This is a genomic window from Streptomyces hygroscopicus (assembly GCF_026168105.1).
Taxonomy (GTDB): Bacteria; Actinomycetota; Actinomycetes; order Streptomycetales; family Streptomycetaceae; genus Streptomyces; species Streptomyces hygroscopicus_D.
In genome coordinates this window covers 247,596-272,304 of record NZ_LBMW01000005.1, presented here as the reverse complement: position 1 = coordinate 272,304, position 24,709 = coordinate 247,596, and the positions used below count along the sequence as shown (strand labels likewise).

The window sequence follows — 24,709 nt, the reverse complement described above, 5'->3', positions numbered from 1 at the left end:
CGCAGCCGCCGCACGGGCCCGGCTGCGCCCGGTGCCCCGCCGCGCCATCATCGGGACATGGACGTCACCCTTCACCTCGCCCAGGATCCCGAGGCCGACGCGTTCCTCGGGCGCAGTCCGCTCGCGCCGCTGATCGGGATGCTGCTGGACCAGCAGGTCCCGATGGAGTGGGCGTTCAAGGGGCCGTGGACCGTCGCGCGACGGCTCGGCACGGACGACCTCGACGCGCACGAGATCGCGGCCCACGACCCGGAGGCGTTCGCCGCGCTCCTCTCGGAGAAGCCCGCGGTGCACCGCTACCCCGGGGCCATGGCCAAACGCATCCAGCAGCTGTGCCAGTACCTCGTCGATCACTACGGCGGGGACCCCGAAGCCGTCTGGAAGGACGTCGACAGCGGACACGAACTGTTGCGGCGGCTCCAGGACCTGCCCGGGTTCGGCAGGCAGAAGGCGCAGATCTTCCTCGCGCTGCTCGGCAAGCAGCTGGGCGTACGGCCCGAGGGGTGGCGGGAGGCGGCCGGGCCCTACGGCGAACCGAAGGCGTTCCGGTCCGTCGCCGACATCACCGGGCCCGCGTCCCTCACAAAGGTCCGTGCGCACAAGCAGGAGATGAAGGCGGCGGCGAAGGCCGCCAAGGCCTCCGGGCGGTAGCCGTCAGCCGGTTGGACCGCCCCGGGTGGCAGGGCGCCGGCGGCCGCTCACAGCATGGATCATGACCGACGTACCGAGCGGCTCCTCCCAGGGACCCGAATTCGACGATCGCCGCGTTCATGCCGCGCGCGACGCCCACGCGACGAGGCCGCCGTCGGAGGAACTGGAGCCGCCCTTCGAGGGGCTCCTGCACGTCCTCTCCCGCACCGCCTGGCAGGTCGTCCTGGCCACGGGCGTCGCTTCCCTGATCCTGGGAATTCTGGTGCTGATCTGGCCCGGGCCGTCCCTCCTCGCCGCCGGGGTCCTCTTCGGCGTGTACCTCATCGTCAGCGGCGTGCTCCAGCTGGCGGCAGCGTTCGGCACGCACAGGGCGACCTCGCTGCGCGTCATGGCGTTCATCAGCGGCGCCCTGTCGATCCTGCTGGGCCTGTTCTGCTTCCGGGGCCCCATGGAGTCGATCCTGCTGCTCGCGCTCTGGATCGGCATCGGCTGGCTGATCCGCGGGATGACCCAGACCGTGGCGGCCGCCCATGACCCGTCGGTGCCCGCACGGGGCTGGCAGATCTTCCTCGGCCTCATCACCTTCCTCGCCGGGATGGTGCTGATCGTCTCGCCGTTCACGTCGATCGCGGTGCTCACCCTGGTCGCAGGCTGGTGGCTGCTCGTGGTCGGTGTCGTCGAGATCGTCACGGCGTTCCAGATCCGCGGCCGCGCGGAGCGGATCCCGCGCACGGTGTGACCAGCGTCAACCTCGTGCACGACAGGTACGCCGAGAGAGCGGTTTCGCGGCCGACACGATGAACGGGGTCCGTCCGGCGGGGAGATGACCTCGTGTGAGCCCCACCCCGCACGCCCAGCCCGCCGTTAGCCGGTGTGCCCGGCTGTGGGTGCTCCTGGTGCTCGTCGCCCTCCTCGCGGCCGGCGCTCACGCCGAGGCCATGGCGCCCGAATCCGACGCGGTGTCCGCGTCCCAGGCGTGCGACGCGGAGCACGACGTCCTGGCCATGGCGCCACGGCCCGAGGACCCTGAGGGACAGCGCACCGCCACGCCGCAGCGGCCTGGCCGCCAGAAGCCCGCCGGGCCGTCGGGCCCGGACCGCCCGGGCAGCCCGGCCACCGCTTCCGCACGGGCGCCGCACTCGGCCGCCCTGCGCGCTGTGCACACAGTCGTCCTGCGCTGCTGACAGATCCGGTCTCGCCCGGAACCGTCACCTCTCTCAGCAACGCGAGGACACCGTCATGTTCAGCGACCCCTATGCGGTCCTGCGCGCCCTGATGCGTGCCGAGGCCATGCGCGACAGGAAACCGCGACCGACCCCCGAACCGGAACCCGACGCCGGGCAGGAGGCAACGCCCGCCGCCCCACAGGAGAGGGAGCGCGAGTAGCGCACCCGGCGGCCGCCCGCACACCGGGCGGCCGTCCTGCCCCGTTCGCACAAGTCGGCGCCGCCCTCGGCCCGCGCACCCGCGTCCGCAAGCGGTACCGCGGATCCGGCCGAGCACGTGAGACACGCCGAGGGCCGGGCGGTCCCCCGGCTGCCAGGGAGCATCCAACGGCGCCCGGGCCGCCCGAACGCACAGAGTGCCCATCGGCCCACGAACACAGCCGACGCCCCGGCCCACCCCGCCAGTGCCCAGCCGCCCGCGCGCCCGCGCTCACGCCCTCACGCCCTCACGCCCTCACGCCCTCACGCCCTCACGCCCTCACGCCCTCACGCCCCTGAGGCTGCGCCGCGGTTGCCGCCGACGGGACGGAACCGGGCCGACAACCGGACGTTCCCCGGACGCGCGACGAACGCCTGCCCCGCCACCCACGAACGCCCGTCGACATCCCGGCCGCCGCCCCACCGGGCGCCCGCGGAACTCCCGTCAATGCCCAGCCCGCCCGCGGACCGGCCGACCCCTCACCCCACCGGCCGTCCGGGCGGCACGGTCCGCGCACTCACGCCCCAAGCCCGCACCCCGGCCCCCGCCGAGGACCGGGGACACGCCGAAGGCCGGACGTTCCCCGGCCGCCAGGACGCCTCCGCCGATTCACCGAAGCCCCTTCCGGCCCGCGGACGCCGCAAAGCCCGGTGCGGGAGGCCTCAGGAAGCGCCGGGCGCCAGATCCCCCGAGCGGGCCCGGACCGCCTCCCATCTGCGGCCACTGTTCCTGTTTGACCCCGTTTACCGCACCTTTTCCGGAGCCCCACTCCGTCTCCATGGCTGCGCCCGGAACGTCTTGACCGGTAGGCTTTCCGTGTGATCTTCAAGCGCATCGGAAACGGCCGGCCGTACCCCGACCACGGCCGGGAAAGCACCCGGCAGTGGGCGGACGTCGCGCCGCGCCCGGTCCGCCTCGATCAGCTCGTGACGACCAAGCAGCAGCTGGACTTGGAGACCCTCCTCGCCGAGGACTCGACCTTCTACGGCGACCTCTTCGCGCATGTCGTGAAGTGGCAGGGGGACCTTTACCTGGAGGACGGCCTGCACCGCGCGGTCCGCGCGGCGCTGCAGCAGCGTCAGGTCCTGCACGCGAGAGTTCTCGAACTCGACTGACTCGTCCGGCACCGGGTCCGCCCTGGGCACACCTGCCCACCCACCCACCCGCACACACGGACCCGTACGGATCACCTTTGACCCTTTCGGGTTGGACTGTGCGGCATCCAATGATCATCTAGTAGGCATTGCAGCCCAGGCGCACTACGCTGCGCCCATGAGCATGCTGACTCCCCCCGGCATGGGCGGCCAGTACCGCATCACGGGGGACAAGTACCCGCGGATGCGCCGGCCCCGCCGCCGCGGCAGGCTCGTGTTCGCCGTCGTCGCGTCCGTTGCCGCCATCGGCCTGATCGGCTGGGGCACCCTGCAGCTCATCGACGTCTTCACCGGCCGCGGCAAGACGTCGGCGACCGGTGCGAAGGCGGTCTGCGCGAAGGGGGCGAGCGCGTCGTCCACGGCCGCCGCCAGGGCACTGCCCCAGCCTGGCCGGATCACCGTCAACGTCTTCAACGCCACGCCCCGCGGCGGCCTCGCCAAGACGACCGCGGACGAGCTGAAGAAGCGTGGCTTCCAGATCGGAACCGTGGGCAACGCGACGAAGGAGTACGACAAGAAGGTCAAGGGCGTCGGGATACTGCTCGGCCCCAAGGCCTCCGCCGACACCTCGCTTCCGGTCCTCGGCACGCAGCTCGCGAATGCGGAACGGCGCACGGACGCCCGCACGAACGCGGCCGTCGACCTGATCCTGGGCGACGGCTTCTCCTCGCTGACGAGCAAGGCGGACGCGGACAAGGCGCTCGCGGAGCTGACCAATCCGGACGCGTCGCCGTCGCCCGGTACAAAGGCCGGGAAGGGCTGCTGAGCAGACGGGCTGCCGAGCAGAGGAACCGGAGCGCCCACGACGTTCCTTACGCGAGTCCGGAACCCCCGCGGCCGTGTGCGGTCCCCCTGGGAGAACCGCACCGCGTCCCGAACGCGCCTACTCCGCCGCCCCGTACAGCCGGTCCCCCGCGTCCCCGAGGCCCGGCACGATGTAGCCGTGCTCGTTGAGGCGCTCGTCGACGGCCGCCGTCACGACCGTCACCGGCCTGCCCGCCAGCTCGCGCTCCATGACCTCGACGCCCTCCGGGGCGGCGAGCAGCACCACGGCCGTCACATCGTCCGCGCCGCGCTTGATCAGCTCCTGGATCGCCGCGACGAGCGTGCCGCCGGTCGCGAGCATCGGGTCCAGGACGTACACCTGGCGGCCCGAGAGGTCCTCCGGCATGCGCGACGCGTATGTGGAGGCCTGGAGCGTCTCCTCGTTGCGGATCATGCCCAGGAAGCCCACCTCGGCGGTCGGCAGCAGCCTGACCATGCCGTCGAGCATGCCGAGCCCGGCCCGCAGGATGGGCACGACCAGCGGGCGGGGACGGGCGAGCTTGACGCCGGTGGTCCCGGAAACCGGGGTCTCGATGTCGACCTGCTCGGTGCGCACGTCCCGGGTGGCCTCGTAGGCGAGCAGGGTGACGAGCTCGTCGGCGAGCCGACGGAAGGTCGCGGAGTCGGTGCGGCGGTCGCGCAGCGTGGTGAGCTTGTGAGCGACCAGGGGGTGATCGACGACGTGGAGACGCATGTCCCCAACATTAACCGGGCTTTCCGCGCCCGCCGCGCCACCGTACGACCCGGCGCCACTCCCCGCCCGGCAGACCGCTCACCTCGGACCCCGCTCCTGGCATTGGACCCGCCATCAGAGGGAAAGTGGGAGACACGGAACTGGGGTGGTGTGCCTATGCCCGACCGGGAGTCCCACGAGGAACCCCAAGCACAGGACACGGACGCCGAGCGCAGGCGGCGCCGAGCCGTGTTCCTGCGTGAACTCGCCGAGGCACGTGAGCTGCGCGACCGCGTCCAGCCCCGCCGCGCCAAGGCCGCGCGCCTGCGTCACGCCATGCGCATGCGCACCTTCCGCTGGTAGCGACGCGGCCGCCTTGGGGGTGGCCGTGCGACCACATCGCCCCGGGCCGCGTACGATCCGCAGGTGGCGGCAATGAGTGCGCTGGTGAGTGGACTGCTTTGGTCGGAGCATCCGCGATCAAAACAGCCAGACACAGGGAGCCGAAGACGTCCCCTGAACGCCTTGTTTCTGCCACGATTCCGAGTGGGTGGGGCTCGGAGCAGCACTCCCCGCCCGCAACCTCCGCCGGGGGGACCCCCAACCGGCACGCCTATGACCAGTGGGAGAGTCACGGTGTACTTCGCCGCACTGCTCGCGCGCACCGAAGACGGGTGGGAAGCGAGCGACACGGAGCTCGACGATGTGGAGACCCTGTCGGATCTGACCGACCTGGCTCGCGACGCCTCGGTGGACGAGGACACGGTGCTCGTGCTCATCGAGCAGGAGGACGCGTGGTTCGGTGTCGTCCGCGTCGACGGCGAGGACGACCCTCGTATCTACGTCTCGGACGCCGCCGCCGCAGCCCGCAGCTCGTACGGCGAGATCCTGCTCACCGACGAACTGCTCGGGAGGGAGCCCGGCGACGACGGCGCCGACCTGGACTCCCTCGACCTCGACGGCACGGAGGACGGTGAGCCCGACGACTCCGACGAGGAGGCGGCGAGCCTGGACACCGCCGTCCCGCACGGCCCCGTGGGCGACAGCGAGATCCTCGACGACCTCGGCGTCGGCGAGAAGGAGCTGCGTGCCCTGGACGCCGAGGACGCCCTCAGCTCGATCGCCGACGCCCTGGGCGCCTCGGAGGTCCTGGAGACCGTCCGCTAGGTGCACCGGGTGAGCGAGGACGTGAGGCCGACGCCGGATCCGGTCCGCGACCGGTGGCGGGCCGCGATGTGGCTCGCCCTGGACGAGGCCGGACAGGCCGCCGAAGGCGGTGACGTGCCCGTCGGCGCCGTCGTGCTGTCCGTGGACGGCTCAGTGCTCGCCACCGGCCACAACGAGCGAGAAGCGACGGGCGATCCGTCGGCCCACGCGGAGATCCTCGCGCTCCGCCGGGCCGCGCTCGCACTCGGCGAATGGCGGCTGCCCGGCTGCACGCTCGTCGTCACCCTCGAGCCCTGCACGATGTGCGCGGGCGCGATCCAGCAGTCCCGGGTGGACCGCCTGGTCTACGGAGCGCGCGACGAGAAGGCGGGCGCGGTCGGGTCGCTGTGGGACCTGGTGCGCGACCGGCGCCTCAACCATCGTCCCGAAGTGATCGACGGCGTGCTCGCGGACGAGTGCGCCCGGCTCCTCACCGACTTCTTCCGGGCCCGCTGAGGCCCCGGTCCGGGGGTCCCGGAAACGGATTTCGGACCACGGCCCACCTTGGGGTAGGGTCTCCCTCGGTAGCGTGTCCGAGCGGCCGAAGGAGCTCGCCTCGAAAGCGAGTGTGGCGCAAGTCACCGAGGGTTCAAATCCCTCCGCTACCGCAGATGGACGAAGGGTCCGGCTCATCGAGCCGGACCCTTCGTGTGTCTCCGGCTCAGTTTCCGTCTCAGTTGACCCGTCAAGCGCGGAAACCCTCACCGTCCTGGTGCGTCCCCGCCCGGGTGACGGCTTTGCGTACCCGCTCCGCCCTGCGGCAGGCCCGATGGGCTTTCGAACCCCCAAGTGCGCCCTCAGCCGACGGCAGCGTCGAACCACTTCGGCAGTCGGCTCAGGAGGTCCCGCTGGTCTTCGCCGACCCACGCCACGTGGCCGTCCGCGCGCAGCAGCACGGCGGGCACGTCCAGTTCCTCGCCGACGTCGATGACGTGGTCGACACGATCCGCCCAGCCTGCGACGCAAGCCGGCCGGTCTGGTCGAGCAGTAGTCCGCGGCCGCCGTGCACCAGCTCGTAGAGGCGGCCCTGCTTCAGCTTCACGTCCCGCATCCGCCGACCGAGCAGTTCATGGCCGTTGCCGAAGTCGTAGCGGACCCCGACCGCGGTGATCATCTCGGCAACGTACCGGTTCACCTCCTCGAAGTCCATCAGCTTCGAGAACAGCTCCCGCAGCGCGGCCGCACCCGGATCGGTCCCCAGCAGAGCGATCTGCGCGCGGGTGTTGTCCAGCACGCGGGCGCCCACCGGGTGCCGTTCGGCGTGGTAGCTGTCCAGCAGCCCCTCCGGCGCCCAGCCGCCCACCGCCGCGGCAAGCTTCCAGCCCAGGTTGAACGCGTCCTGCACTCCGAGGTTGAGTTCCTGCCCGCCGGTCGGAGGGTGGATGTGCGCCGCGTCGCCGGCCAGCAGCACCCGGCCGACCCGGTAACGCTCGGACTGCCGAGTGGCGTCGCCGAACCGGGACAGCCAGCGTGGCGAGTGCGCGCCGAAGTCGGTGCCCGCCATGGTCCGCAGGTGCTGCTTGAACTCCTCGAGGGTCGCCGGGACCGTGCGGTCCTCGGCCACCTCTTCGGCGGGCACGACGAGGCGGTACACCCCATTCCCGTCGGGGGTGGCGCCGAACCGCGGTTGGGTCCTGCGGACCTCCGTGACGACGGCGGCAACCGTCGCCGGATCCTCCGTCAGCTCCATCTCCCCCAGCAACGTCTCGACCTTGGCCGACTCGCCGGGGAAACCGACGCCGAGCCGCTTGCGCACCGTGCTGCGGCCGCCGTCGCAGCCGACGAGGTAGCGCGAACGCAGGTGGGTGCCGTCCGCCAGCTCGACGGTCACCGCGTCCTCGTCCTGGTTCAGCCCGACCACCTCGCAGCAGCGGCGGATCTCGGCGCCGCTCTCGAGGGCACGCTCGTTGAGCAGCCTCTCGGTGACCGGCTGCGGCGTGGCGAGGCCGTAGGGGTGAGCCGTGTCCAGCCGCTCCGGCCACGGCTTGGCGATACCGCCGAAGAGACCGCCGAAGAGACCGCCGACCTGGAACTTCTCACTGACCGCGAGAAGCCGGTCCAGCAGCCCGCGCTGATCCATCATCTCGACGCTGCGCGCGTGCAGGCCCTGCCCGCGGGACTGCTCGCTCGGCTCGGTCAACTTCTCCAGTACGACCACGTGTACGCCGTGCAACCGCAACTCGCAGGCCAGCATCAAGCCGGTCGGTCCGCCGCCGACCACGATCACGTCAATCAGCAAAACCCCCCGTTCAAACGAGATTGGACTTCGGCCAGACGCTAGGCGAGTCCACCAGCGGTACCACGCCTGTTCAACCCATACGTCAGCAAAAGCAAATGCACGGCGTGAAACCGTCAATTTCCGCAGGTTCGGGCCCTGGTCGGTCATTCTGCGCACGCGGTGGCCCGGCTCGTGCGGTCGTCAGGTCCTCTTGCAGGTGAGGAACGCGGCACCGCTGGACAGCACCGTGTGGCCGGTCAGCGTGAACGCGCGCGGACCGCCCTCGGCCTTCCCCGCGAACAGGGGAATGCCCACGCCGACGGTGACCGGGTTGACCTTGAGCACGAGTTCGTCGATCTCCGGGTAGAGGGCCCCGGCCAGCTCGCCGCCGCCGACGAGCCATATCCCCTTGCCTTCCTGGGTCTTGAGCTCGCGGACCTTCGCCGCCGGGTCGGTGGAGACCACTTCCACGCCCGCATCCAGGCTCTCCCTGAGGCTGCGGGAGAAGACGTAGTGCCGCTTCGGGCGCACCGCCGAGCGAGTGCACATCTCTCCGTCCCGGGTCAGCCACGCCATCAAGAAGCAGGAACGGCGCATCGGCGCGCCGTTGTTCGAACGCACCTCCCGCACGGTCCGACTCACACCGGTCGGCCGGCAACTGCGCGACGACCTGCTGCCCGCGCATGTCCAGATCCAGCAGGCCGTCGGCCGGGCCGTCGCCAACGCGCGGGGCTTCACTGGTGCTCTGCGTATCGGCTACTCCACGCCCTGGTGCGCCGATCCCGTCTTCGAGGCCGCCGAGGCCTTCCGGGGCCGGTACGCCGGATGCACCGTACGGATCCAGGAGATCCAGTTCGACGATCCATAGGGCCTGCTGCGCCGCGGCGAGCTGGACCTACAGGTCGGCGAGGTGCCCGTCGCCGGGCCCGGCATCGCCGCCGGACCCGTCCTGCTCCGCGAGCCCCGGGCGTTGATGGTCCCGGCCGACCATCCCCTCGCCCGCCGCGACAGCGTGTCGCTGGAGGACCTGGCCGGCGTGCCGATGATCATCCCGGGCGGGAACGTCCCGAAAGCCCTGCTGGACATCCACGTGCCAACCCGCACCCCGATGGGCCGCCACATCCCGCGCGGGCCGTCCTGCACCTTCTGGCCCGAGGTAACCTCGCTGGTCGCCGCCGGTCTCGGCGTCTCCGTCGTGGCGGCCCGCGCAGCCCGCCACCACGATCGTCCCGGCATTGCCTTCGTCCCTTTCCGGGACGGGCCCACCCTGGACTACGGCGTGCTGTGGCGCACCGCCGGTCAGGCACCATCCGTCCCTTTGGCCTTCGTCGACTTCCTCCGCGACCTCTCCCACACCACCGAGACGACCTCGTCCTCCGTTGGATCGTCATGTGCACGACGCTGGGCCCAGACGTCGAGCTCCGTGGACGCGCGCCGAAGTGGTCACTCGTTGTCGGCCGTGCTCTCCGGCGGCGTGACCGCTGTTCCTGGCCCGGCCGCCCCAGCGCATGGCACGCCTCCAGGGATCAGGACGGACCGCGGACCTGCCGGGGTTCTGCCGCGGGCCGTTTGCGTCCTCAGCGAGGACCCGGGGGATCCTTCGTGACTGCCGCCTCGATGGCGACGGCGTCCACCACGCCATGCCGGGCATCGCCCGCCTGCACAACCTGCTCCACCGGATAGGTTCCGGCCGCGCAGATCCGCGCCGCTCAGGGGACTGTGCAATACCACCTGGGACGGTTCAGTCGGCCCCGCCGGGCACATCGTCTGCACTGGAATGAACAGCCCTGAACGGGGTCGGATCGCGCTCTGTTCTGCCGCAGTAGCCGCCTCGGCTTCCTCCAGGCAAGCGAGTCCGAGTCCGGGGACACACCCTGGGTAAGTAAGGAGCATATAGGATAAATAGTCGAGAAAAAGGACAGGCCATGAAGATCGCAGTTATCGGAGGAACGGGACTGATCGGGTCGCAGGTCGTGGAGAACCTGAAGACAGCCGGACACCAGGCCGTACCGCACTCCCTGTCCACAGGCGTCGACGTCATCACAGGCCAGGGCCTGGACAACGCCGTGGCGGGCGCCGACGTGGTCGTCAACCTGACCAACTCCCCGACGTTCGACGACGCCTCGACGGACTTCTTCCGCACATCCATGACCAACCTTCTGGCCGCGAGCGAGAAGGGGGGCGTCGGCCACTTCGTCCTGCTCTCCATCGTCGGCGTGGACCAGGTGCCCCAATTGGACTACTACCAGGCCAAGGTGCTCCAGGAGAACATCCTCGCCAGCGGTCCGATCCCGTACTCCATCGTCCGTGCCACGCAATTCATGGAGTTCATGGACGCGACCCTGTCGTGGACGGCCGACGGCGAGACGGTCCACCTGCCGCACACGCCGATCCAGCCGATCGCCGCCGCTGACGTCGCCGCCACCGTCGCCGAAGTCGCCACAGGCACGCCGCTGAACGGCATCCTCAACATCGCAGGCCCTGACGTCTTCGCCCTCGACGAACTCGGCCGTATCACCCTCACGGCCAAGGGCGACGAACGCTCGGTCGTCATCGATGACACCGCCGGCATGTTCGCGGCCGTCCAGGGTGACGTCCTGATTGCCCACGGTGACGCCCGCATTGCCCCGACCCACTACGCCGATTGGCTCGCCTGAGTCCGTCAAACCGACCCGGACCGGGGCTCGGTCACCCCTGCCCCGTGGCCGCGTCGCGCCGGGGTCCGCAGAATACGGTCACAGGGGCAGGGGCCGCGTGAGGACATGGTGCGTTACGTGATCTTTTGCGAACCCCGAACACCTGGCCGGGTTAGACTCACCGGCGGCGAACGGGCCCCGAGGGGCGGAGGAGACGGGGGAGGCGACCGTGGCGGTATCGGGAAAGAAGATCGCACTGTATGTGCTCGTGGTCTTCGTGCTGTACGTGATCATCACCGACCCGGCCAAGGCCGCCAGCTATGTCCAGATAGGGTTCGAGGGCATTTCGAGTGCCGCCAAGGCCATCGGCCACTTCATGACGTGGCTCGCCAACGGAGCGAAGTGAAGCTCCTCCCGGCCGGGCGGCCCCCGTCGTACCCCTGGGAGCGCCCGTGATCCGGCACCTGGTCCTCTTCAAGCTCAAAGAGGGCGTCCAGCGCGACGACCCCCGCGTCATGGAGGGGGTGCGCGCCTTCGAGGCCCTCGGCGGCCTGATCGACGAGCTGCGCATCTGGGAGTGCGCCTGGAACATCAGCGACCGGCCCATCGCCTACGACTACGCCATCAACTCGGCGGTCGACGACCTTGACGCGCTGCGGCGCTACATCGAGCACCCGGCGCACCAGGCGGGCGTCGCGCTCTGGCGCGAGTTCGCCACTTGGGTGATCGCCGACTACGAAATCTGAGCGACAGCACGCACCGATTCGGGCGACACCAGCCGCAAAGCCCTCCACCGCCGCGTTGGGGGGCTTTCCTGCGTGTGTACGCACCTCTCTCAACACGGAGTTATCGGGTGCTTGCACACAGTGTCCATTTCTTGTGATGCTATGACCGCTTTTGACGGTGAGTTGACGGATGTGTGGACGGACGAAGAGGTGGCGTTGACCGTGTCGGCCAGTACTGCGCCACCCCAGGACGGGGCTCCGGCCCCGATCCCCGACCGGCCCCAGGAATCCGCCACGACTCCCGCACCGTCCCCTCCGTCCGCCTCCGCACCCGCCTCCGCCTCCGCACCGGCACCCGCACCTGCCTCCGCACCCGCCTCCACACCCACACCCGCCTCCGCCTCCACACCCACACCCGCCTCCGCCTCCACACCCGCCTCCGCCTCCACACCGACCCCCGCCCCCAGCGCGCAGAAACGCCGCGGCGCCGACACCAGAGCCCTCACCCAGGTGCTCTTCGCCCAGCTCAAGGAACTGGAGCCGGGCACGCCGGAGCACCACCGCGTACGCGGGGCGCTCATCGAGGCCAACCTCCCGCTGGTGCGCTACGCCGCCGCCCGCTTCCGCTCCCGCAATGAGCCCATGGAGGACGTCGTCCAGGTCGGCACCATCGGACTGATCAACGCGATCGACCGCTTCGACCCCGACCGGGGCGTGCAGTTCCCGACGTTCGCGATGCCGACCGTCGTCGGGGAGATCAAGCGGTACTTCCGAGACAACGTCCGCACGGTCCACGTCCCGCGCCGGCTGCACGAGTTGTGGGTGCAGGTCAACAGCGCCACCGAGGACCTGACGACGACGTACGGGCGCTCCCCGACCACCGCGGAGATCGCCGAACGGCTCCGCATCACCGAGGAGGAGGTCGTCTCCTGCATCGAGGCGGGCCGCTCCTACCACGCCACGTCGCTGGAGGCCGCCCAGGAGGGCGACGGACTGCCCGGTCTCCTCGACCGGCTCGGCTACGAGGATCCCGCGCTCGACGGGGTCGAGCACCGCGACCTCGTACGGCATCTGCTCGTCCAACTGCCGGAGCGGGAACAGCGGATCCTGCTGCTGCGCTACTACAGCAATCTGACCCAGTCGCAGATCAGCGCCGAACTGGGTGTCTCCCAGATGCATGTGTCAAGACTCCTCGCCCGCAGCTTTGCGCGCCTGAGATCCGCAAACAGGATCGACGCTTAACTCACGAGGGCGAATCGCCCGCACGCGCATTTCCCGACAGTTCTGCACTGAAACGCCATCAGATTGCTTCCAACCAGGGCGCATTCGCATCTCGCATGTCGACATGTCACTACAGCGTGTTGCCGACATGTGACATTCTTCCGGAAGCGCGTTTGCCGCAGCCTCGCAGCCGGTATTCAGGTGGAGGCTGCGTTCCTCCGACGGGAGCGTCCGCCGCGACCGTCCCGCGACCCTAAGGGGGTGGCATGTCCGCAGATCAGGGCAGCTCGAAGGTGCTCACGCTCATGCAGAGCGACTCCGAGCCCGACGTGCTTCAGGACCCTCAGGCCCCTCAGGACCTCCCGAGTGCCGAGACCCTTCCCGCCCAGGACCTCCCGGGCGACGAGGGCCTGCCGGCGACCGCAGAGGTCCCGGACCTTCCGTCCTCGGAAGCCATCGACACCCGCACCCTGTCCCGCTCCCTGTTCCTGCGGCTCGCCACGCTCGACGAGGACAGCCCGGAGCGCGCCTACGTCCGGGACACGCTCATCGAGCTGAACCTCCCGCTCGTGCGGTACGCGGCCGCCCGCTTCCGCAGCCGCAACGAACCGATGGAGGACATCGTTCAGGTCGGCACGATCGGGCTGATCAAGGCGATCGACCGCTTCGACTGCGAACGGGGCGTGGAGTTCCCGACGTTCGCGATGCCGACGGTGGTCGGCGAGATCAAGCGGTTCTTCCGGGACACGTCGTGGTCCGTGCGCGTGCCGCGCCGCCTTCAGGAGCTGCGCCTGGCCCTCACCAAGGCGAGCGACGAGCTGTCGCAGAAGCTGGACCGCTCGCCGACGGTCTCCGAACTGGCCTCCGTGCTCGGTGTGTCCGAGGAAGACGTGGTCGACGGCCTCGCCGTGGGCAACGCGTACACGGCGTCCTCGCTGGACTCGCCGGCCCCCGAGGACGACGGCGGCGAGGGCTCGCTCGCCGACCGCCTGGGCTACGAGGACTCGGCCCTGGAGGGCGTGGAGTACCGCGAGTCCCTGAAGCCGCTGCTGGCCAAACTCCCGCCGCGCGAGCGGCGGATCATCATGCTTCGCTTCTTCGCCAACATGACACAGTCGCAGATCGGCGAGGAGGTCGGCATCTCGCAGATGCACGTCTCCCGGCTGCTGACCCGCACGCTGGCACAGCTGCGGGAGGGGCTCATCTCGGACTGAGGTGCGCGGGAGCCACGAGGGTTCTCCGGCGCCTTCCGTGCGCCTGAGGGTTCCGGATTGACGGAGCGTCAGCCACACTGGCGCGATGCTTCGAGCGACGTGGTTGCGGGGCCGTCGAGGGGCCGTGATCGGTGCCTCGACGGCTGTCGTGTGTCTGGGCGGCATCCTGGCCGCGTGCGCGGGCGGCGGGGGCCGTGACGGGTACGTCGCGGCCGGACCGGCGGGCGGCACGTCCGGTACGGCGGTGGCGCCGACGGGAGACGTGACGCTGGTGCCGCTCGAGGGGACGCAGAGCCCCGGGAGCGGGGTGACCCCGGGCTCGACCGGCGGTGCCGTCCCGGGTGACCCGGTCGCACCGGGCACGAGTGCGACCGGCACACACGCCCCGGGCAACGGCACACCGGGGAGCGCAGGCCCCTCGCCGCGCCCCGCCACGCCTGGGCCCACGAGCACGGATTCGCCTTCCGGGACGGCGACCGATCCTCGTACGACACCCGCTGGGCCCGCCGCGCTGAGCGTGGGCGAACCCGTGCGGCAGGCGACGGACCGGCGCTGGTGCGAGGAGGTGACCGTTTCCCTCCACAACACCGGGGGCAGCGCGATGCGTTCGGGCACGGTGATCTTCGGGAGCCATGTCATCGGGGCGCTCGGGATCGACTGGGCGACGGTCGAGTCCGCCGAGGCGCTGCCCGCGCCGATCGACGCCGGGGCATCGGTGAAGAAGACCTGGACGGTGTGCGTCGACGCCTGGAGGGTGCCGCTGGGCATGCACATCGAGACGCGGGACGTGTCCGTCCAGTGGAAGTAGGGCCTGGGCCTGCCCCGTCCTGCTCGCTTCGGCGTTACATCAGCGCGAGCCAGGCGACCGCGGCGACGATCACCACGGCGGCGACGACGCCGACGATCAGGCCGATCCGGGGTCCTGCCGGGGCGGCGGCCGTCTGACGGCCCTGTGGGGCCTCGTCGACGAACGCGCGGAACATCTGTGTGCTGCCAGCGGGGTCGTAGTTGCCCTGGGGGCCTTGGGTGTTAGCCATGGCCCCGGACCCTAGCGAATGCGTGTGGTGCTGCCCAAGGGGGGCCGGGCCTCCGCACTCCGCCCGCAACGGAGGGCCCCGCCGTTCGCAGCATGGAGGGGCTGGTCAGAGCCACTCCCACCTGCACGTTTACGTCCGCCAATGCTTGCCTTTGCCAAGTTTTTATTCCCGGCGGCCCCATTTCATTTGCCTGCAGCAACCAATTTTCCTATGGTTGCCCTAAGCAACGAATGATACCGGGAGGTGCGATGGCCGAGCGAGCGCAGTACGAGGAACTGGCGCGTCAGCTCAGCGCCATCGGCGCCGTGAAGAGGGACCTCGGGCGGATCCTGCCGCCCGACTGCCCGGGCGGCTCCGCCGCCGTGCTGACACTGCTCGGCCGTCACGGCGACATGCGCATGAGCAAGCTCGCGGAGCTGCTGGCCGTCGACATGTCGGTCACCAGCCGCCATGTCGCGCACGTCGCAGACCGCGGCTGGATCCAGCGCTCCCCCGACCCGGCGGACAAACGCTCACGCATCCTGCGCCTGACGGCGCCCGGCCGGGCCCAGCTCGACGAGCTGTCCCGGCGCATCGCCGAACTGCTGGCCGAGCGGCTGAAGGACTGGTCCGACGACGACGTCGGCCGGCTCATCCAGCTGATGGCACGGCTGCGGGAGAGCTTCGGCGACTGCCGCGCCGCGCCCCGGCTCGCGCAGACCGCACCCGCAGCGGACCCCGTTGCAGACCGGACCACCCGTACACCCGCATAAGGAACGTAAGAAAAGGAATCCCATGGCAACGACCACACCAGCCGGTGTGCGGGCTCACGCCAAGCACGGGGGAGGCTCCCCGCACGACGCTCCGATGACGCACCGGCAGATCATGGAGGCCCTCTCCGGGCTGCTGCTCGGCATGTTCGTGGCGATCCTGTCGTCCACGATCGTCTCCAACGCGCTGCCGCACATCATCGGCGACCTCGGCGGCGGCCAGTCGGCCTACACCTGGGTCGTCACCGCCTCGCTGCTGGCCATGACCGCGACCACCCCGCTGTGGGGCAAGCTCGCGGACCTCTACAGCAAGAAGGCACTCGTCCAGATAGCCCTGGTCATCTACGTCCTGGGCTCGATGGCCGCGGGTCTGTCGCAGAACCCCGGCACACTCATCGCCTGCCGTGTCGTCCAGGGCGTCGGCGTCGGCGGCCTGTCCGCACTGGCGCAGATCGTCATGGCCGCGATGATCTCGCCGCGTGAGCGAGGCCGTTACTCCGGCTACCTGGGCGCCACGTTCGCCGTCGCCACCGTCGGCGGCCCGCTGCTCGGCGGTGTCATCACCGACACCTCGTGGCTCGGCTGGCGCTGGTGCTTCTACGTCGGCGTGCCCTTCGCCGTGATCGCGCTGATCGTGCTGCAGAAGACCCTGCACCTGCCCGTGGTGAAGCGGGACGTGAAGGTCGACTGGGCGGGCGCGTTCTTCATCTCCGCCGCCGTCAGCCTGCTGCTGGTCTGGGTCACCTTCGCCGGTGACAAGTACGACTGGCTGTCGTGGCAGACCTACACGATGGTGGCCGGCGCGATCGTCCTCGGACTGATCTTCGTCCTCGTCGAGACCAAGGCCGACGAGCCGATCATTCCGCTGCGCCTGTTCCGCAACCGCACCATCACCCTGTCGTCGCTGGCCTCGCTCTTCGTGGGTGTCGCGATGTTCACCGGCACCGTCTTCTTCGCCCAGTACTTCCAGCTGGCGCGCGACAAGTCCCCGACGATGTCCGGTGTGCTGACGATCCCGATGATCGGCGGTCTGTTCGTCTCCTCCACCGTGTCCGGCCAGGTCATCACCCGGACCGGCAAGTGGAAGGCCTGGTTGGTCGCCGGTGGCGTGCTCGTCACGGCCGGTCTGGGTCTGCTGGGCACCATCCGCTACGACACGGCGTACTGGAAGATGGCGATCTTCATGGCGCTGCTGGGTCTCGGCATCGGCATGATGATGCAGAACCTGGTGCTGTCCACGCAGAACCAGGTGGCCCCAACCGACCTCGGCTCGGCCAGCTCCACGGTCACCTTCTTCCGGTCCCTGGGCGGTGCGGTCGGCGTCTCCGCGCTCGGCGCGGTCATGGCCCACCGGATCACCACGTACGTCAAGGACGGCCTCACCGACCTCGGCCCCAGGTACGCGCGCCTCGCGGCCCACTCCGGCTCCAGCGGCTCCATCCCGGACCTGAACAAGCTGCCGAAGCCGCTGCGCACGGTCATGGAGAGCTCGTACGGCCACGCCATCGGCGACGTCTTCCTGATCGCGTCCTGCCTGGCGTTCCTCGCCTTCGTGATCACCCTGTTCATCAAGGAGGTCCCGCTGAGGACCAAGGGCGCCCTGGCGCAGGCCGCCGTCTCCGAGTCCGAGCCGGAGCAGACGCCCTCGGCGGCCGAGGCTTCCCCGCCCGCCGAGGCTTCTGCCCCCACCGCGTCTTCCGCCGCCGAGGAGAAGGTCCCGAGCTGGGCCTCCCCCGAGCTCTCGGCTTCGGAGACCGGCCCGGAGGGCACGCAGCGGCTGGCCGCCGTCGCCACCATTGCCGCGCCCGGCGAGCCCGGTCCGTCCGGTGGCATCCCGGTCCGCGGCTTCGTCCGCGGCGCCGAGGGCACGCCGGTCGCGCAGGCCGCCGTCACACTGATCTCCCTCGGGGGACGGCAGCTGGGCCGGTCGGTGGCGCACGGTGACGGTTCCTACGGGGTGCAGGCGCCCGGCACGGGCTCGTACGTCCTGATCGCCTCCGCGGACGGCTTCCAGCCGCAGGCCTCCACGATCGTCGTGCACGAGGACCCGGTGTCGTACGACATCCTGCTCAGCGGCACCAGCGGCCTGAGCGGTGTCGTCCGCGCCGCCGGAACCGCGCTGCCGGTCAAGGACGCGATGGTGATCGTCACGGACGTCCGCGGTGATCTGCTGGCCACCGCCGTCACCGGCGAGCAGGGCGAGTTCGCCTTCGCCGAGCTGGTGCCGGGTGCCGTGACCGTCGCGGTGAACGCCGCCGGCCACCGGCCGCGGGCCCTGCCCGTCGAGATCGGTGCGGCCGGGGTCACCCGACTCGAGGTCGACCTGGACTCCGGTGCCCAGCTCCAGGGAGTCGTGCGGGCCCCGCACGGCCCCCTCGCGGATGCCCGCGTGACGCTGGTGGACGCGGCGGGCAACGTGGTCGGCACGGCCACCACCGGCGCGGACGGGGCGTACGCCTTCACGGACCTGAGCAGCGGCGAGTACACCGTCATCGCGACGGGCTACCCCCCGGTGGCCACCGCGGTGGCCGTCTCCGGCCGCGGGATCGACGACCACGACGTCGAACTCGCCCACCCGGGCGAGTAGGACGGACCCCGGCCCGTGGGGGCGCGCTCCGAGCGGAGGTGCGCCCCCACGGGCCGGACTTTTTGAGCCTTCTACGGGGATGTTCAAGGATTTAGAGGGAGACCACACGATGGGACTGACCGCACGGATCCGTACGCGGGACGGATGGGCCGTGTCGCACGCGGTCGTCACCGTGACCGACATGACCGGCACGCAGATGCTGCGCGCCGAGGCCGACGCCGAGGGGACGGTACGGGATGCCACCGCGCTGGCCCCCGGCGCCTACACCGTGATCGTGACCGCCGTCGGGTACGCGCCCGCCGCCTCCAGCGCGATCGTCACGGCGAGCGGGCGGGCCGAGATCGGGACCGTGACGCTGGCCCGCAAGGGCGGCACCGAGCTGCCGCCGCCCGGACCGTGGACCGTCGACCCGGTGCACTCCTCGGTGGCCGCGGTCGCCCAGCACCTGGGGATCTCCAGCGTGCGGGGCCGGTTCACGGAGTTCGCCGGGCGTATCGAGATCGCCCCGGACGAGGTGGAGAAGTCCCGCGTCGAGGCGGTCATCCGCGCCGCGTCCATCGACACGGGCAACGGAATGCGCGACGACCACCTGCGGTCGGCCGACTTCCTGGACATCGAGCGCCACCCGGAGATCAGCTACCGCTCGACCGGTCTGACGGCGGCGGGCTCAGACCGCTGGACGGTCCACGGGGAGTTGGACATGCACGGTGTCCTGCGCCCGGTCGACCTGGACCTCGCCTACCTCGGCACCGGCTCCGACCCCTGGGGCGGAACGCGAGCGGCCTTCCGCGCGACGGCGGAACTGCGCCGTGAGGACTTCGCGATGAACTACAACCAGGTCGTCCAGGCGGGCATCGCCGCGATCGGCACCTCGCTGAGGGTGGAACTGGACATCCAGGCGGTGCAGGGGGAGTCGCTGCCGCAGGCGTAGGCACAGCAGGATCAGCCGGGCCCGGCCCGACTGCCCCTAGGCTGCCGGCATGGCACCGAACATCGCGAGGAACACCGCCGTATCGCTGGACGAGCTGCTGGACTTCGTACGACCCCGTCACCGCGCGATCCTGCTGACGCGGCGCGCCGACGGGAGCCCCCAGGGGTCGCCTCTGACCTGCGGGGTCGACGACTCCGGGCGGATCGTGGTCTCCACGTACCCGGAGCGCGCCAAGACGCGCAACGCCAAGCGGGACGAGCGGGTCAGCCTGGTCGTGCTCAGCGACGAGTGGAACGGGCCGTGGGTCCAGATCGACGGCACGGCCGAGGTCATCGACACGCCGGACTCCGTCGAACCGCTCGTCGAGTACTACCGCAACATCGCGGGAGAGCACCCCGACTGGGACGAGTACCGACAGGCCATGGTCGAGCAGGGCAAGTCGATCATCCGGGTCACCCCGGTCCGCTGGGGGCCGGTGGCGACGGGCGGCTTCCCCGCCAGGCTCGCTCCGCAGGAATGACTAGCCCCGGGCCACCATCGCCTCGATTCCCGCGATCAGCGTCTCCAGCGCGAAGGTGAAGTCCCGTTCGCGCATCTCCTGCACCGTGTCGCCGCCGCGGGCCTCCATGAGGTTCGCGGAGTGGTGCACGACCTCGCTCAGGTCGGGACTCTGCGTCACCGCGCTGACGGCCTGACGGAAGTACTCGTCCTGGCTCATCCCGGCCGCCGCGCAGCGCTCGATGAAGTGGCCCTCGATGGTTCCGAAGCCGTACACGAACTGGAAGACGGCCGAGATCGCGCCCATCTGGCCGTGCGCGGGCAGTCCGGTCAGCCGGATCACCCGCTGCACGGCCAGCGAGAAGGCGGTCGAGTGCGGACCGATGTTGAGGAAGGTCCCGGCCAGCGGAGACAGCCAGGGGTGGCGCACCAGCAGCGTCCGGTACTCCGCCGCGAGCGCCCGCAACTGGTCACGCCAGTCCTCCTGCGAGTCGGCGGCCGGCAGCCCCATCTCACCGAAGGCCGCGTCCAGCGCCAGCTCGAGCAGGTCGTCCTTGGTGTCCACGTACCAGTACACCGACATCGCCGTGACCTTCAGCTCGGCGGCCAGGCGGCGCATGGAGAACTTGGCGAGGCCCTCCGCGTCCAGCAGCCGCACGGTCGCCTCGGTGATCCGGTCGCGGTCCAGGCCGGACGGCTGACCGCCGCCACCACGAGAGCCACCGCCCCGGGGCGCCTTGCCCTCCAGCCAGACGCTGGTCCGGGCCGCATGCCCCGCCCGCTGGGCTGCCTTCACCATGGCGCACCTCTCTCGACACTCCGACCACTGCTCACGATGCTAGGCCCCCCCTGGGGGCGCGATGCCGTCCCGTCATGCGGCCCCGCCCTGCGGGCACGGCCTGCCATGAACGCCCCGCAGCCGCACAGCCACCCCGCGGACCGAGCTACCGGGCGACCGGCACCTCGGAGTCTGCCCGCTCCGCCCCACGCACCAACGCCACCGCTGCCTGGTCGTCCACCTCGGGGACAGGCCGGGGAAGTTGAGCGCCATGGCCGGGAGCGCGAGCGGTGTCGTGCGCAGGCCCGCCTCCAACTCCCCCTGTCGAGCATGGCCCGGAGCGTCCGTGCGCCCCGGGCCACCGCCTGCGGAAGGAGACCGTCGGCCCCCCGAACCGTCAGCCGCTCGTCTTCTGCGTGAGGTCGTAGAAGGTGGCCGAACCGACCGTCACCTTCTTGAAGTTCTTCTCGACCCACGAGGTGATCTGCGAGGAGACGCTCGAGGCGCTGCTGCCCCGCCCCCCGCCGAAGCCGCCGCCGGCGATGAAGTAGTGGATCCTGCCCTCCTTCACGTACTTCTGGAACTGGGCCGGCGTCGGGGAGGGGTCACTGCCGTTGAAGCCGCCGATCGCCATCACCGGGTCGCCGGTGGCGAGTTGGTAGCTCGCGGCGTTCTGCGAACCGATGGACGCGGCCACCCAGGTGTAGTTCCCTGCGTCCTTCTCCAGCAGCTTCCTGGCCGCGGAGCTGACGTTCGCGCCGTTGAGCAGTCCGCCGCCGACGCCGCCACCGCCCATCGCGCCCTCGCCCGTGCGGCCGCCGCCCGGGAATCCTCCCTGCTGGTTCGAGCCGTTCCGGCCGGGCATGCCTCCGCCCGGCATACCGCCGCCGGGCGCGCCTCCGCCGGGGAAGCCGCCGACTCCACCGGCGCCGCCCGGGAAACCTCCGCCCTGCAGGCCGTTGGGGCCCTGGGCGTTGCCGTTGCCGTTCCGCCGGTTCCGGCCCGGGATGCCGCCGCCGAAGCCGCCGCGCATACCGGCGCCGGGACCGCCCCGGCCGCCCATCATGCTCGCGCCGGCCGGACCGGCCGTGACGATCGAGCCGGTGTGGCCCTGGCTCACCGTGGAGAGTGTGTACGCCGTCGGACCCGCGAGCGAGGCCACGAAGCTCACGCCCACCGCAGCCAGGGCGAGCTGCCGTCCGAGCCGGGCCGCGAAGATGAGACCGAGGGCGCCCGCCAGTCCTCCGACGAGGACGAGCCACTTCAGCCAGGGCAGATAGTGCGGGGTGCGGTTGAGGAGCACGTACCCCCAGGCCGCGGTCGCCGTGACGGCGCCCGCGAGGGTGAGCGACGCCCAGGTCCTGGACCGCTCCTCCCACAGAACCGTGGCGCCCATGCCGACCAGGGCGGCGATGTAGGGGGCCAGGGCCACCGTGTAGTACTGGTGGAAGATGCCAGCCATGTAGCTGAAGACCACCGCGGTCATCAGCAGCGACCCGCCCCAGGCAAGGAAGGAACTGCGGGCGAGATCCGTGCGCCGTGCCCGCCGGGTCAGCACGAGGCCCGCCACGAGAAGGATCAGCGCGGCCGGCAGCAGCCAGGAGACCTGGGAGCCGATCTCGGAGCTGAACATCCTGTTCCAGCCGGTCGCGCCCCACTGGCCGCCGTTGCCGCCGCCCCTACCGCCCATGCCGCCGACGCTGCCGGTCTCGTCGCCGTTGATGCGGCCGAGGCCGTTGTAGCCGAAGGTCAGCTCCAGGAAGGAGTTGTTCTGGGAGCCGCCGATGTACGGGCGTGAGGACGCGGGCCACAGCTCGACGATCGCCACCCACCAGCCGCCCGAGACGACCAGAGCCACGGTCGCGAGGGCCAACTGACCGAGCCGCTTCTTCAGCTTCACGGGCGCGCAGACGCCGTACACGACGGCCGGCGCGGGCAGGATCAGGAAGGCCTGCAGGGTCTTCGTCAGGAAGGCGAAGCCGACCGCGACCCCCGCCCACACCAGCCAGGAGGTGCGACCGTCCTCCAGGCCCCGGATGACGAAGTAGACCGTGACCGCCATCAGCAGCGCGAGCAGCGCGTCCGGGTTGTTGAACCGGAACATCAGCGCCGCGACGGGGGTGAGCACGAGCACCGCGCCCGCGATCAGGCCGGCCGCGGGGCTGAAGCGGCGCCGGACGGCCGCGTACACCACGGCGACCGTCAGGACGCCCATGACGACCTCGGGGGCGAGGATCGCCCATGAGTTGAGACCGAAGATCCGCACCGACAGAGCCATCGGCCACAACGCGGCCGGGGGCTTGTCGACGGTGATCGCGTTGGCCGCGTCCAGCGAGCCGAAGAAGAACGCCTTCCAGGACCTGCTGCCGGCCTGGACCGCCGCCGAGTAGAAGGAGTTGGCGTATCCGGAGGCGCTCAGGTTGTACAGGTACAGCAGCCCTGTCGCGAGCAGCAGACCGAGCAGCGCGGGGCGCGCCCAGCGCGGGTCCTCGGACCGCCCCCGCAGGCATCTGCGCAGGAACGGCTGCTCCGGCTCGCCGGCACCCGGGGCCGGAGTCGGCCCGGTCATCGGCTCCCGCACGGCCGTCGGGTGCGGCGGCCCCCAGGAGGACGACCCCGTACCCCCCTGATGACTCGTGTGGTCGTAGTCAGTGGTCATCGTGAGTCCTTCGGGTCGGTGTCGTGCGGACGCACCGGCTGCAGTGGCATGGTCGCGTCCCTCCAGGGGGAGCCGGCCGCGTCGCTACCGGCGGGGAACTGTGCTGTGTCGTACGGGGCTTGGGGCGCCGTGGGTCGCTGAGGCAGCGGCGCCTGCTGGTACCCCTGGTCCTGGGGGGACTGGGGGGACTGGGGGTCGTACCGGAACGCCCCGGTGAGGTAGGCGGGCGAGGACGCGCCCTGGGCCACGACGGGCGACGGGAGCGCCGGGAAGTCGTCGCGCCGGTCCGGGAACACCCAGGCCCTGAAGAGCAGGAACCGCAGCACCGTCGCCGCGAGGTTGGCGGCGATCAGCACCGCCAGTTCCGTGGAGTGCGAGGGGTTGCCGGTCGCCGCGTTCAGGGCGGCCAGGGAGCCGCTGGTGAGGACGAGGCCGATGCCGAGGACGACCAGACCCTGCGCCTGGTGACGGACGGCACCGCCCCGGCCGCGCACCCCGAAGGTGAGCCGGCGGTTGGCCGCCGTGTTGGCCACGGCGGAGACCAGCAGGGCGAGCGCATTGGCGATCTGCGAACCCGAGAACTGCCGGAAGACGCTGTAGAGCCCCAGATAGAAGAGGGTGGACAGTCCCCCGACCACACAGAACCCGACGAGCTGACGGGCCAGCCCCCGCGGCACGTCCTGGATCTCCCGGTCGCGCGGATCGTCGCCGAAGGGCCGAGTGAGCCGATCCAACGGCAGTGACCCGGTGGCCATGGCCTTGCCGATCCGCCACACGCCCTTGAGGTCGTCCGTCGCCGTCTTCACGATGTGCACCGTGGAGTCGGGGTCGTCGACCCAGTCGACCGGCACCTCGTGGATGCGCAGGCCCGCGCGCTCGGCGAGGACCAGCATCTCGGTGTCGAAGAACCAGCCGGTGTCCTCGACCAGCGGCAGCAGCGCCTGGGCCACATCACGGCGGATCGCCTTGAAACCGCACTGCGCGTCCGAGAAGCGGGCCTGCAGCGAGCCGCGCAGGATGAGGTTGTACGCGCGGCTGATGAGCTCGCGTTTGGGGCCGCGTACGACGCGGGAGGTGCGGGCGAGCCGGGAGCCGATGGCCAGGTCGGAGTGGCCCGAGATGAGCGGGGCCACCAGGGGCAGCAGTGCGTTGAGGTCGGTGGACAGGTCCACGTCCATGTAGGCGAGGATCGGGGCGTCCGAGGCCGACCAGACGGTCCGCAGCGCCCTGCCGCGGCCCTTCTGGTCCAGCCGGAAGGACTTCACCTCCGCGATCTCCGCCTCCAGCCGCGCGGCCACCTGGGGGGTGGTGTCCGTGGACGCGTTGTCCGCGATCGTGATGCGGAACGCGTACGGGAACGTGCGCTTGAGGTGCTCGTGCAGTCCGAGCACACATGGCTGGAGGTCCTTCTCCTCGTTGTAGACGGGGATCACTACGTCCAGGACAGGCGTACCGGCTCCTGCGGCCGGGAGGTGCTCCCGCGCCGGCAGAGTGCCGGGAGAAGTGTCGGTTCGCATGGAAC

Annotated in this window: 27 protein-coding genes, 1 tRNA gene and 2 pseudogenes; 23 read left to right on the top strand and 7 right to left on the bottom strand. The window is 70.7% G+C overall.

Translation table 11 applies throughout. The annotated features are described in order from the left end of the window. Positions 1-57 precede the first annotated feature (57 nt). The 6 genes from AAW14_RS08355 to AAW14_RS08330 all read left to right on the top strand — a co-directional run bounded on the left by AAW14_RS08355 (position 58) and on the right by AAW14_RS08330 (position 3,996). The gene (locus AAW14_RS08355) at positions 58-651 is read left to right on the top strand and encodes an HhH-GPD-type base excision DNA repair protein (RefSeq protein WP_265561462.1); all 594 of its coding nucleotides are present in this window, start codon (positions 58-60) and stop codon (positions 649-651) included. A gap of 61 nt (positions 652-712) precedes the next feature. Next, on the top strand, positions 713-1,390 hold the full coding sequence (locus AAW14_RS08350) for an HdeD family acid-resistance protein (protein WP_265561460.1): 678 nt from the start codon (positions 713-715) through the stop codon (positions 1,388-1,390). A gap of 94 nt (positions 1,391-1,484) precedes the next feature. Then, a complete protein-coding gene (locus AAW14_RS08345) occupies positions 1,485-1,835 on the top strand; it encodes a hypothetical protein (RefSeq protein ID WP_265561458.1) in 351 nt (116 codons plus the stop codon). Positions 1,836-1,890: 55 nt separating this feature from the next. Continuing rightward, entirely contained in the window at positions 1,891-2,037 is a 147-nt protein-coding gene (locus tag AAW14_RS08340; protein ID WP_265561456.1) for a hypothetical protein, read from the top strand. An 857-nt stretch (positions 2,038-2,894) separates the two neighbouring features. Beyond that, positions 2,895-3,191, top strand: coding sequence for a type II toxin-antitoxin system VapB family antitoxin (locus AAW14_RS08335; protein ID WP_004943146.1), 297 nt, complete (start codon positions 2,895-2,897; stop codon positions 3,189-3,191). Positions 3,192-3,348: 157 nt separating this feature from the next. Then, entirely contained in the window at positions 3,349-3,996 is a 648-nt protein-coding gene (locus tag AAW14_RS08330) for a LytR C-terminal domain-containing protein (protein ID WP_265561455.1), read from the top strand. 117 nt (positions 3,997-4,113) lie between these two features. Here the strand turns inward: AAW14_RS08330 and upp are convergent, their stop codons facing one another. Continuing rightward, entirely contained in the window at positions 4,114-4,749 is a 636-nt protein-coding gene (upp, locus tag AAW14_RS08325) for a uracil phosphoribosyltransferase (protein WP_265561453.1), read from the bottom strand. Positions 4,750-4,905: 156 nt separating this feature from the next. Between upp and AAW14_RS08320 the strand changes: the two genes are divergently transcribed. The 4 genes from AAW14_RS08320 to AAW14_RS08305 all read left to right on the top strand — a co-directional run bounded on the left by AAW14_RS08320 (position 4,906) and on the right by AAW14_RS08305 (position 6,542). After that, positions 4,906-5,091 carry a hypothetical protein gene (locus AAW14_RS08320; protein WP_265561451.1) on the top strand — a complete coding sequence of 62 codons (186 nt, stop codon included), beginning with the start codon at positions 4,906-4,908 and terminating at the stop codon, positions 5,089-5,091. Positions 5,092-5,364: 273 nt separating this feature from the next. Further along, positions 5,365-5,895, top strand: a complete 531-nt coding sequence (locus tag AAW14_RS08315; protein ID WP_265561506.1) for a hypothetical protein — start codon at positions 5,365-5,367, stop codon at positions 5,893-5,895. A gap of 66 nt (positions 5,896-5,961) precedes the next feature. Further along, positions 5,962-6,390, top strand: a complete 429-nt coding sequence (tadA, locus tag AAW14_RS08310) for a tRNA adenosine(34) deaminase TadA (RefSeq protein WP_265561504.1) — start codon at positions 5,962-5,964, stop codon at positions 6,388-6,390. 67 nt (positions 6,391-6,457) lie between these two features. Further along, a tRNA-Ser gene (locus tag AAW14_RS08305) sits at positions 6,458-6,542 on the top strand. Between the two features lie 189 nt (positions 6,543-6,731). On the opposite strand, the pseudogene rox reads toward AAW14_RS08305, so the two are convergent. Both rox and AAW14_RS08295 read right to left on the bottom strand, forming a co-directional pair. Then, positions 6,732-8,170, bottom strand: a pseudogene (rox, locus tag AAW14_RS08300) (rifampin monooxygenase). Positions 8,171-8,353: 183 nt separating this feature from the next. Continuing rightward, on the bottom strand, positions 8,354-8,701 hold the full coding sequence (locus tag AAW14_RS08295; protein ID WP_322741021.1) for a dihydrofolate reductase family protein: 348 nt from the start codon (positions 8,699-8,701) through the stop codon (positions 8,354-8,356). On the opposite strand from AAW14_RS08295, the gene AAW14_RS08290 reads away from it, so the two are divergent. From AAW14_RS08290 to AAW14_RS08250, 9 genes and pseudogenes are all read left to right on the top strand, one after another. Beyond that, positions 8,694-9,020: a LysR family transcriptional regulator gene (locus AAW14_RS08290; RefSeq protein WP_265561449.1), complete on the top strand. Its 327-nt coding sequence runs from the start codon at positions 8,694-8,696 to the stop codon at positions 9,018-9,020. The genes AAW14_RS08295 and AAW14_RS08290 overlap by 8 nt on opposite strands. A gap of 3 nt (positions 9,021-9,023) precedes the next feature. After that, positions 9,024-9,758, top strand: a complete 735-nt coding sequence (locus AAW14_RS08285; protein ID WP_322741024.1) for a LysR substrate-binding domain-containing protein — start codon at positions 9,024-9,026, stop codon at positions 9,756-9,758. Continuing rightward, positions 9,736-9,822 (top strand): annotated as a pseudogene (locus tag AAW14_RS08280) (IS5/IS1182 family transposase); the annotation flags it as partial. The gene AAW14_RS08285 and the pseudogene AAW14_RS08280, both read left to right, overlap by 23 nt. A 255-nt stretch (positions 9,823-10,077) precedes the next feature. Then, entirely contained in the window at positions 10,078-10,809 is a 732-nt protein-coding gene (locus tag AAW14_RS08275; RefSeq protein ID WP_265561447.1) for an SDR family oxidoreductase, read from the top strand. Positions 10,810-11,017: 208 nt separating this feature from the next. Then, the gene (locus AAW14_RS08270; RefSeq protein WP_265561445.1) at positions 11,018-11,194 is read left to right on the top strand and encodes a hypothetical protein; all 177 of its coding nucleotides are present in this window, start codon (positions 11,018-11,020) and stop codon (positions 11,192-11,194) included. Between the two features lie 46 nt (positions 11,195-11,240). Continuing rightward, entirely contained in the window at positions 11,241-11,534 is a 294-nt protein-coding gene (locus tag AAW14_RS08265; protein ID WP_265561443.1) for a Dabb family protein, read from the top strand. A gap of 141 nt (positions 11,535-11,675) precedes the next feature. Further along, positions 11,676-12,755, top strand: a complete 1,080-nt coding sequence (locus AAW14_RS08260; protein WP_416223269.1) for an RNA polymerase sigma factor SigF — start codon at positions 11,676-11,678, stop codon at positions 12,753-12,755. A gap of 245 nt (positions 12,756-13,000) precedes the next feature. Further along, the gene (locus tag AAW14_RS08255; RefSeq protein ID WP_265561442.1) at positions 13,001-13,948 is read left to right on the top strand and encodes an RNA polymerase sigma factor SigF; all 948 of its coding nucleotides are present in this window, start codon (positions 13,001-13,003) and stop codon (positions 13,946-13,948) included. Between the two features lie 85 nt (positions 13,949-14,033). Further along, positions 14,034-14,756 (top strand): hypothetical protein, encoded by a 723-nt coding sequence (locus AAW14_RS08250; RefSeq protein ID WP_265561440.1) that lies wholly within the window; start codon positions 14,034-14,036, stop codon positions 14,754-14,756. Positions 14,757-14,790: 34 nt separating this feature from the next. On the opposite strand, the gene AAW14_RS08245 is transcribed toward AAW14_RS08250, so the two are convergent. After that, on the bottom strand, positions 14,791-14,985 hold the full coding sequence (locus AAW14_RS08245) for a hypothetical protein (RefSeq protein ID WP_265561437.1): 195 nt from the start codon (positions 14,983-14,985) through the stop codon (positions 14,791-14,793). A gap of 248 nt (positions 14,986-15,233) precedes the next feature. Here AAW14_RS08245 and AAW14_RS08240 point away from each other — a divergent pair, with 248 nt between their 5' ends. The 4 genes from AAW14_RS08240 (at position 15,234) to AAW14_RS08225 (ending at position 19,772) form a co-directional block, all read left to right on the top strand. Next, positions 15,234-15,737, top strand: a complete 504-nt coding sequence (locus AAW14_RS08240) for a MarR family winged helix-turn-helix transcriptional regulator (RefSeq protein WP_265561435.1) — start codon at positions 15,234-15,236, stop codon at positions 15,735-15,737. A gap of 22 nt (positions 15,738-15,759) precedes the next feature. Then, positions 15,760-18,321: an MFS transporter gene (locus tag AAW14_RS08235; protein WP_265561433.1), complete on the top strand. Its 2,562-nt coding sequence runs from the start codon at positions 15,760-15,762 to the stop codon at positions 18,319-18,321. Positions 18,322-18,430: 109 nt separating this feature from the next. Continuing rightward, a complete protein-coding gene (locus AAW14_RS08230) occupies positions 18,431-19,252 on the top strand; it encodes a YceI family protein (RefSeq protein WP_265561431.1) in 822 nt (273 codons plus the stop codon). 49 nt (positions 19,253-19,301) lie between these two features. Continuing rightward, positions 19,302-19,772: a PPOX class F420-dependent oxidoreductase gene (locus tag AAW14_RS08225; RefSeq protein ID WP_265561429.1), complete on the top strand. Its 471-nt coding sequence runs from the start codon at positions 19,302-19,304 to the stop codon at positions 19,770-19,772. Here the strand turns inward: AAW14_RS08225 and AAW14_RS08220 are convergent, their stop codons facing one another. The 3 genes from AAW14_RS08220 to AAW14_RS08210 all read right to left on the bottom strand — a co-directional run bounded on the left by AAW14_RS08220 (position 19,773) and on the right by AAW14_RS08210 (position 24,704). Continuing rightward, positions 19,773-20,549 (bottom strand): TetR/AcrR family transcriptional regulator, encoded by a 777-nt coding sequence (locus AAW14_RS08220; RefSeq protein WP_265561427.1) that lies wholly within the window; start codon positions 20,547-20,549, stop codon positions 19,773-19,775. Between the two features lie 376 nt (positions 20,550-20,925). Next, positions 20,926-23,187: a glycosyltransferase family 39 protein gene (locus tag AAW14_RS08215; protein WP_265561425.1), complete on the bottom strand. Its 2,262-nt coding sequence runs from the start codon at positions 23,185-23,187 to the stop codon at positions 20,926-20,928. Further along, positions 23,184-24,704, bottom strand: a complete 1,521-nt coding sequence (locus tag AAW14_RS08210) for a bifunctional glycosyltransferase family 2/GtrA family protein (protein ID WP_265561423.1) — start codon at positions 24,702-24,704, stop codon at positions 23,184-23,186. Before AAW14_RS08210 ends, AAW14_RS08215 begins: the two co-directional genes overlap by 4 nt. Between the last annotated feature and the right edge of the window lie 5 nt (positions 24,705-24,709).

Coding starts and splice junctions, on each gene's coding strand:
- AAW14_RS08250 (WP_265561440.1), top strand. CDS start 14,034: ATGCTTCGAGCGACGTGGTTGCGGGGCCGTCGAGGGGCCGTGATCGGT.
- AAW14_RS08240 (WP_265561435.1), top strand. CDS start 15,234: ATGGCCGAGCGAGCGCAGTACGAGGAACTGGCGCGTCAGCTCAGCGCC.
- AAW14_RS08210 (WP_265561423.1), bottom strand. CDS start 24,704: ATGCGAACCGACACTTCTCCCGGCACTCTGCCGGCGCGGGAGCACCTC.
- AAW14_RS08295 (WP_322741021.1), bottom strand. CDS start 8,701: ATGTGCACTCGCTCGGCGGTGCGCCCGAAGCGGCACTACGTCTTCTCC.
- AAW14_RS08230 (WP_265561431.1), top strand. CDS start 18,431: ATGGGACTGACCGCACGGATCCGTACGCGGGACGGATGGGCCGTGTCG.
- AAW14_RS08260 (WP_416223269.1), top strand. CDS start 11,676: ATGACCGCTTTTGACGGTGAGTTGACGGATGTGTGGACGGACGAAGAG.
- AAW14_RS08320 (WP_265561451.1), top strand. CDS start 4,906: ATGCCCGACCGGGAGTCCCACGAGGAACCCCAAGCACAGGACACGGAC.
- AAW14_RS08235 (WP_265561433.1), top strand. CDS start 15,760: ATGGCAACGACCACACCAGCCGGTGTGCGGGCTCACGCCAAGCACGGG.
- AAW14_RS08355 (WP_265561462.1), top strand. CDS start 58: ATGGACGTCACCCTTCACCTCGCCCAGGATCCCGAGGCCGACGCGTTC.
- AAW14_RS08245 (WP_265561437.1), bottom strand. CDS start 14,985: ATGGCTAACACCCAAGGCCCCCAGGGCAACTACGACCCCGCTGGCAGC.
- AAW14_RS08220 (WP_265561427.1), bottom strand. CDS start 20,549: ATGGTGAAGGCAGCCCAGCGGGCGGGGCATGCGGCCCGGACCAGCGTC.
- AAW14_RS08215 (WP_265561425.1), bottom strand. CDS start 23,187: ATGACCACTGACTACGACCACACGAGTCATCAGGGGGGTACGGGGTCG.
- tadA (WP_265561504.1), top strand. CDS start 5,962: ATGTGGCTCGCCCTGGACGAGGCCGGACAGGCCGCCGAAGGCGGTGAC.
- AAW14_RS08350 (WP_265561460.1), top strand. CDS start 713: ATGACCGACGTACCGAGCGGCTCCTCCCAGGGACCCGAATTCGACGAT.
- upp (WP_265561453.1), bottom strand. CDS start 4,749: ATGCGTCTCCACGTCGTCGATCACCCCCTGGTCGCTCACAAGCTCACC.
- AAW14_RS08275 (WP_265561447.1), top strand. CDS start 10,078: ATGAAGATCGCAGTTATCGGAGGAACGGGACTGATCGGGTCGCAGGTC.
- AAW14_RS08340 (WP_265561456.1), top strand. CDS start 1,891: ATGTTCAGCGACCCCTATGCGGTCCTGCGCGCCCTGATGCGTGCCGAG.
- AAW14_RS08225 (WP_265561429.1), top strand. CDS start 19,302: ATGGCACCGAACATCGCGAGGAACACCGCCGTATCGCTGGACGAGCTG.
- AAW14_RS08330 (WP_265561455.1), top strand. CDS start 3,349: ATGAGCATGCTGACTCCCCCCGGCATGGGCGGCCAGTACCGCATCACG.
- AAW14_RS08255 (WP_265561442.1), top strand. CDS start 13,001: ATGTCCGCAGATCAGGGCAGCTCGAAGGTGCTCACGCTCATGCAGAGC.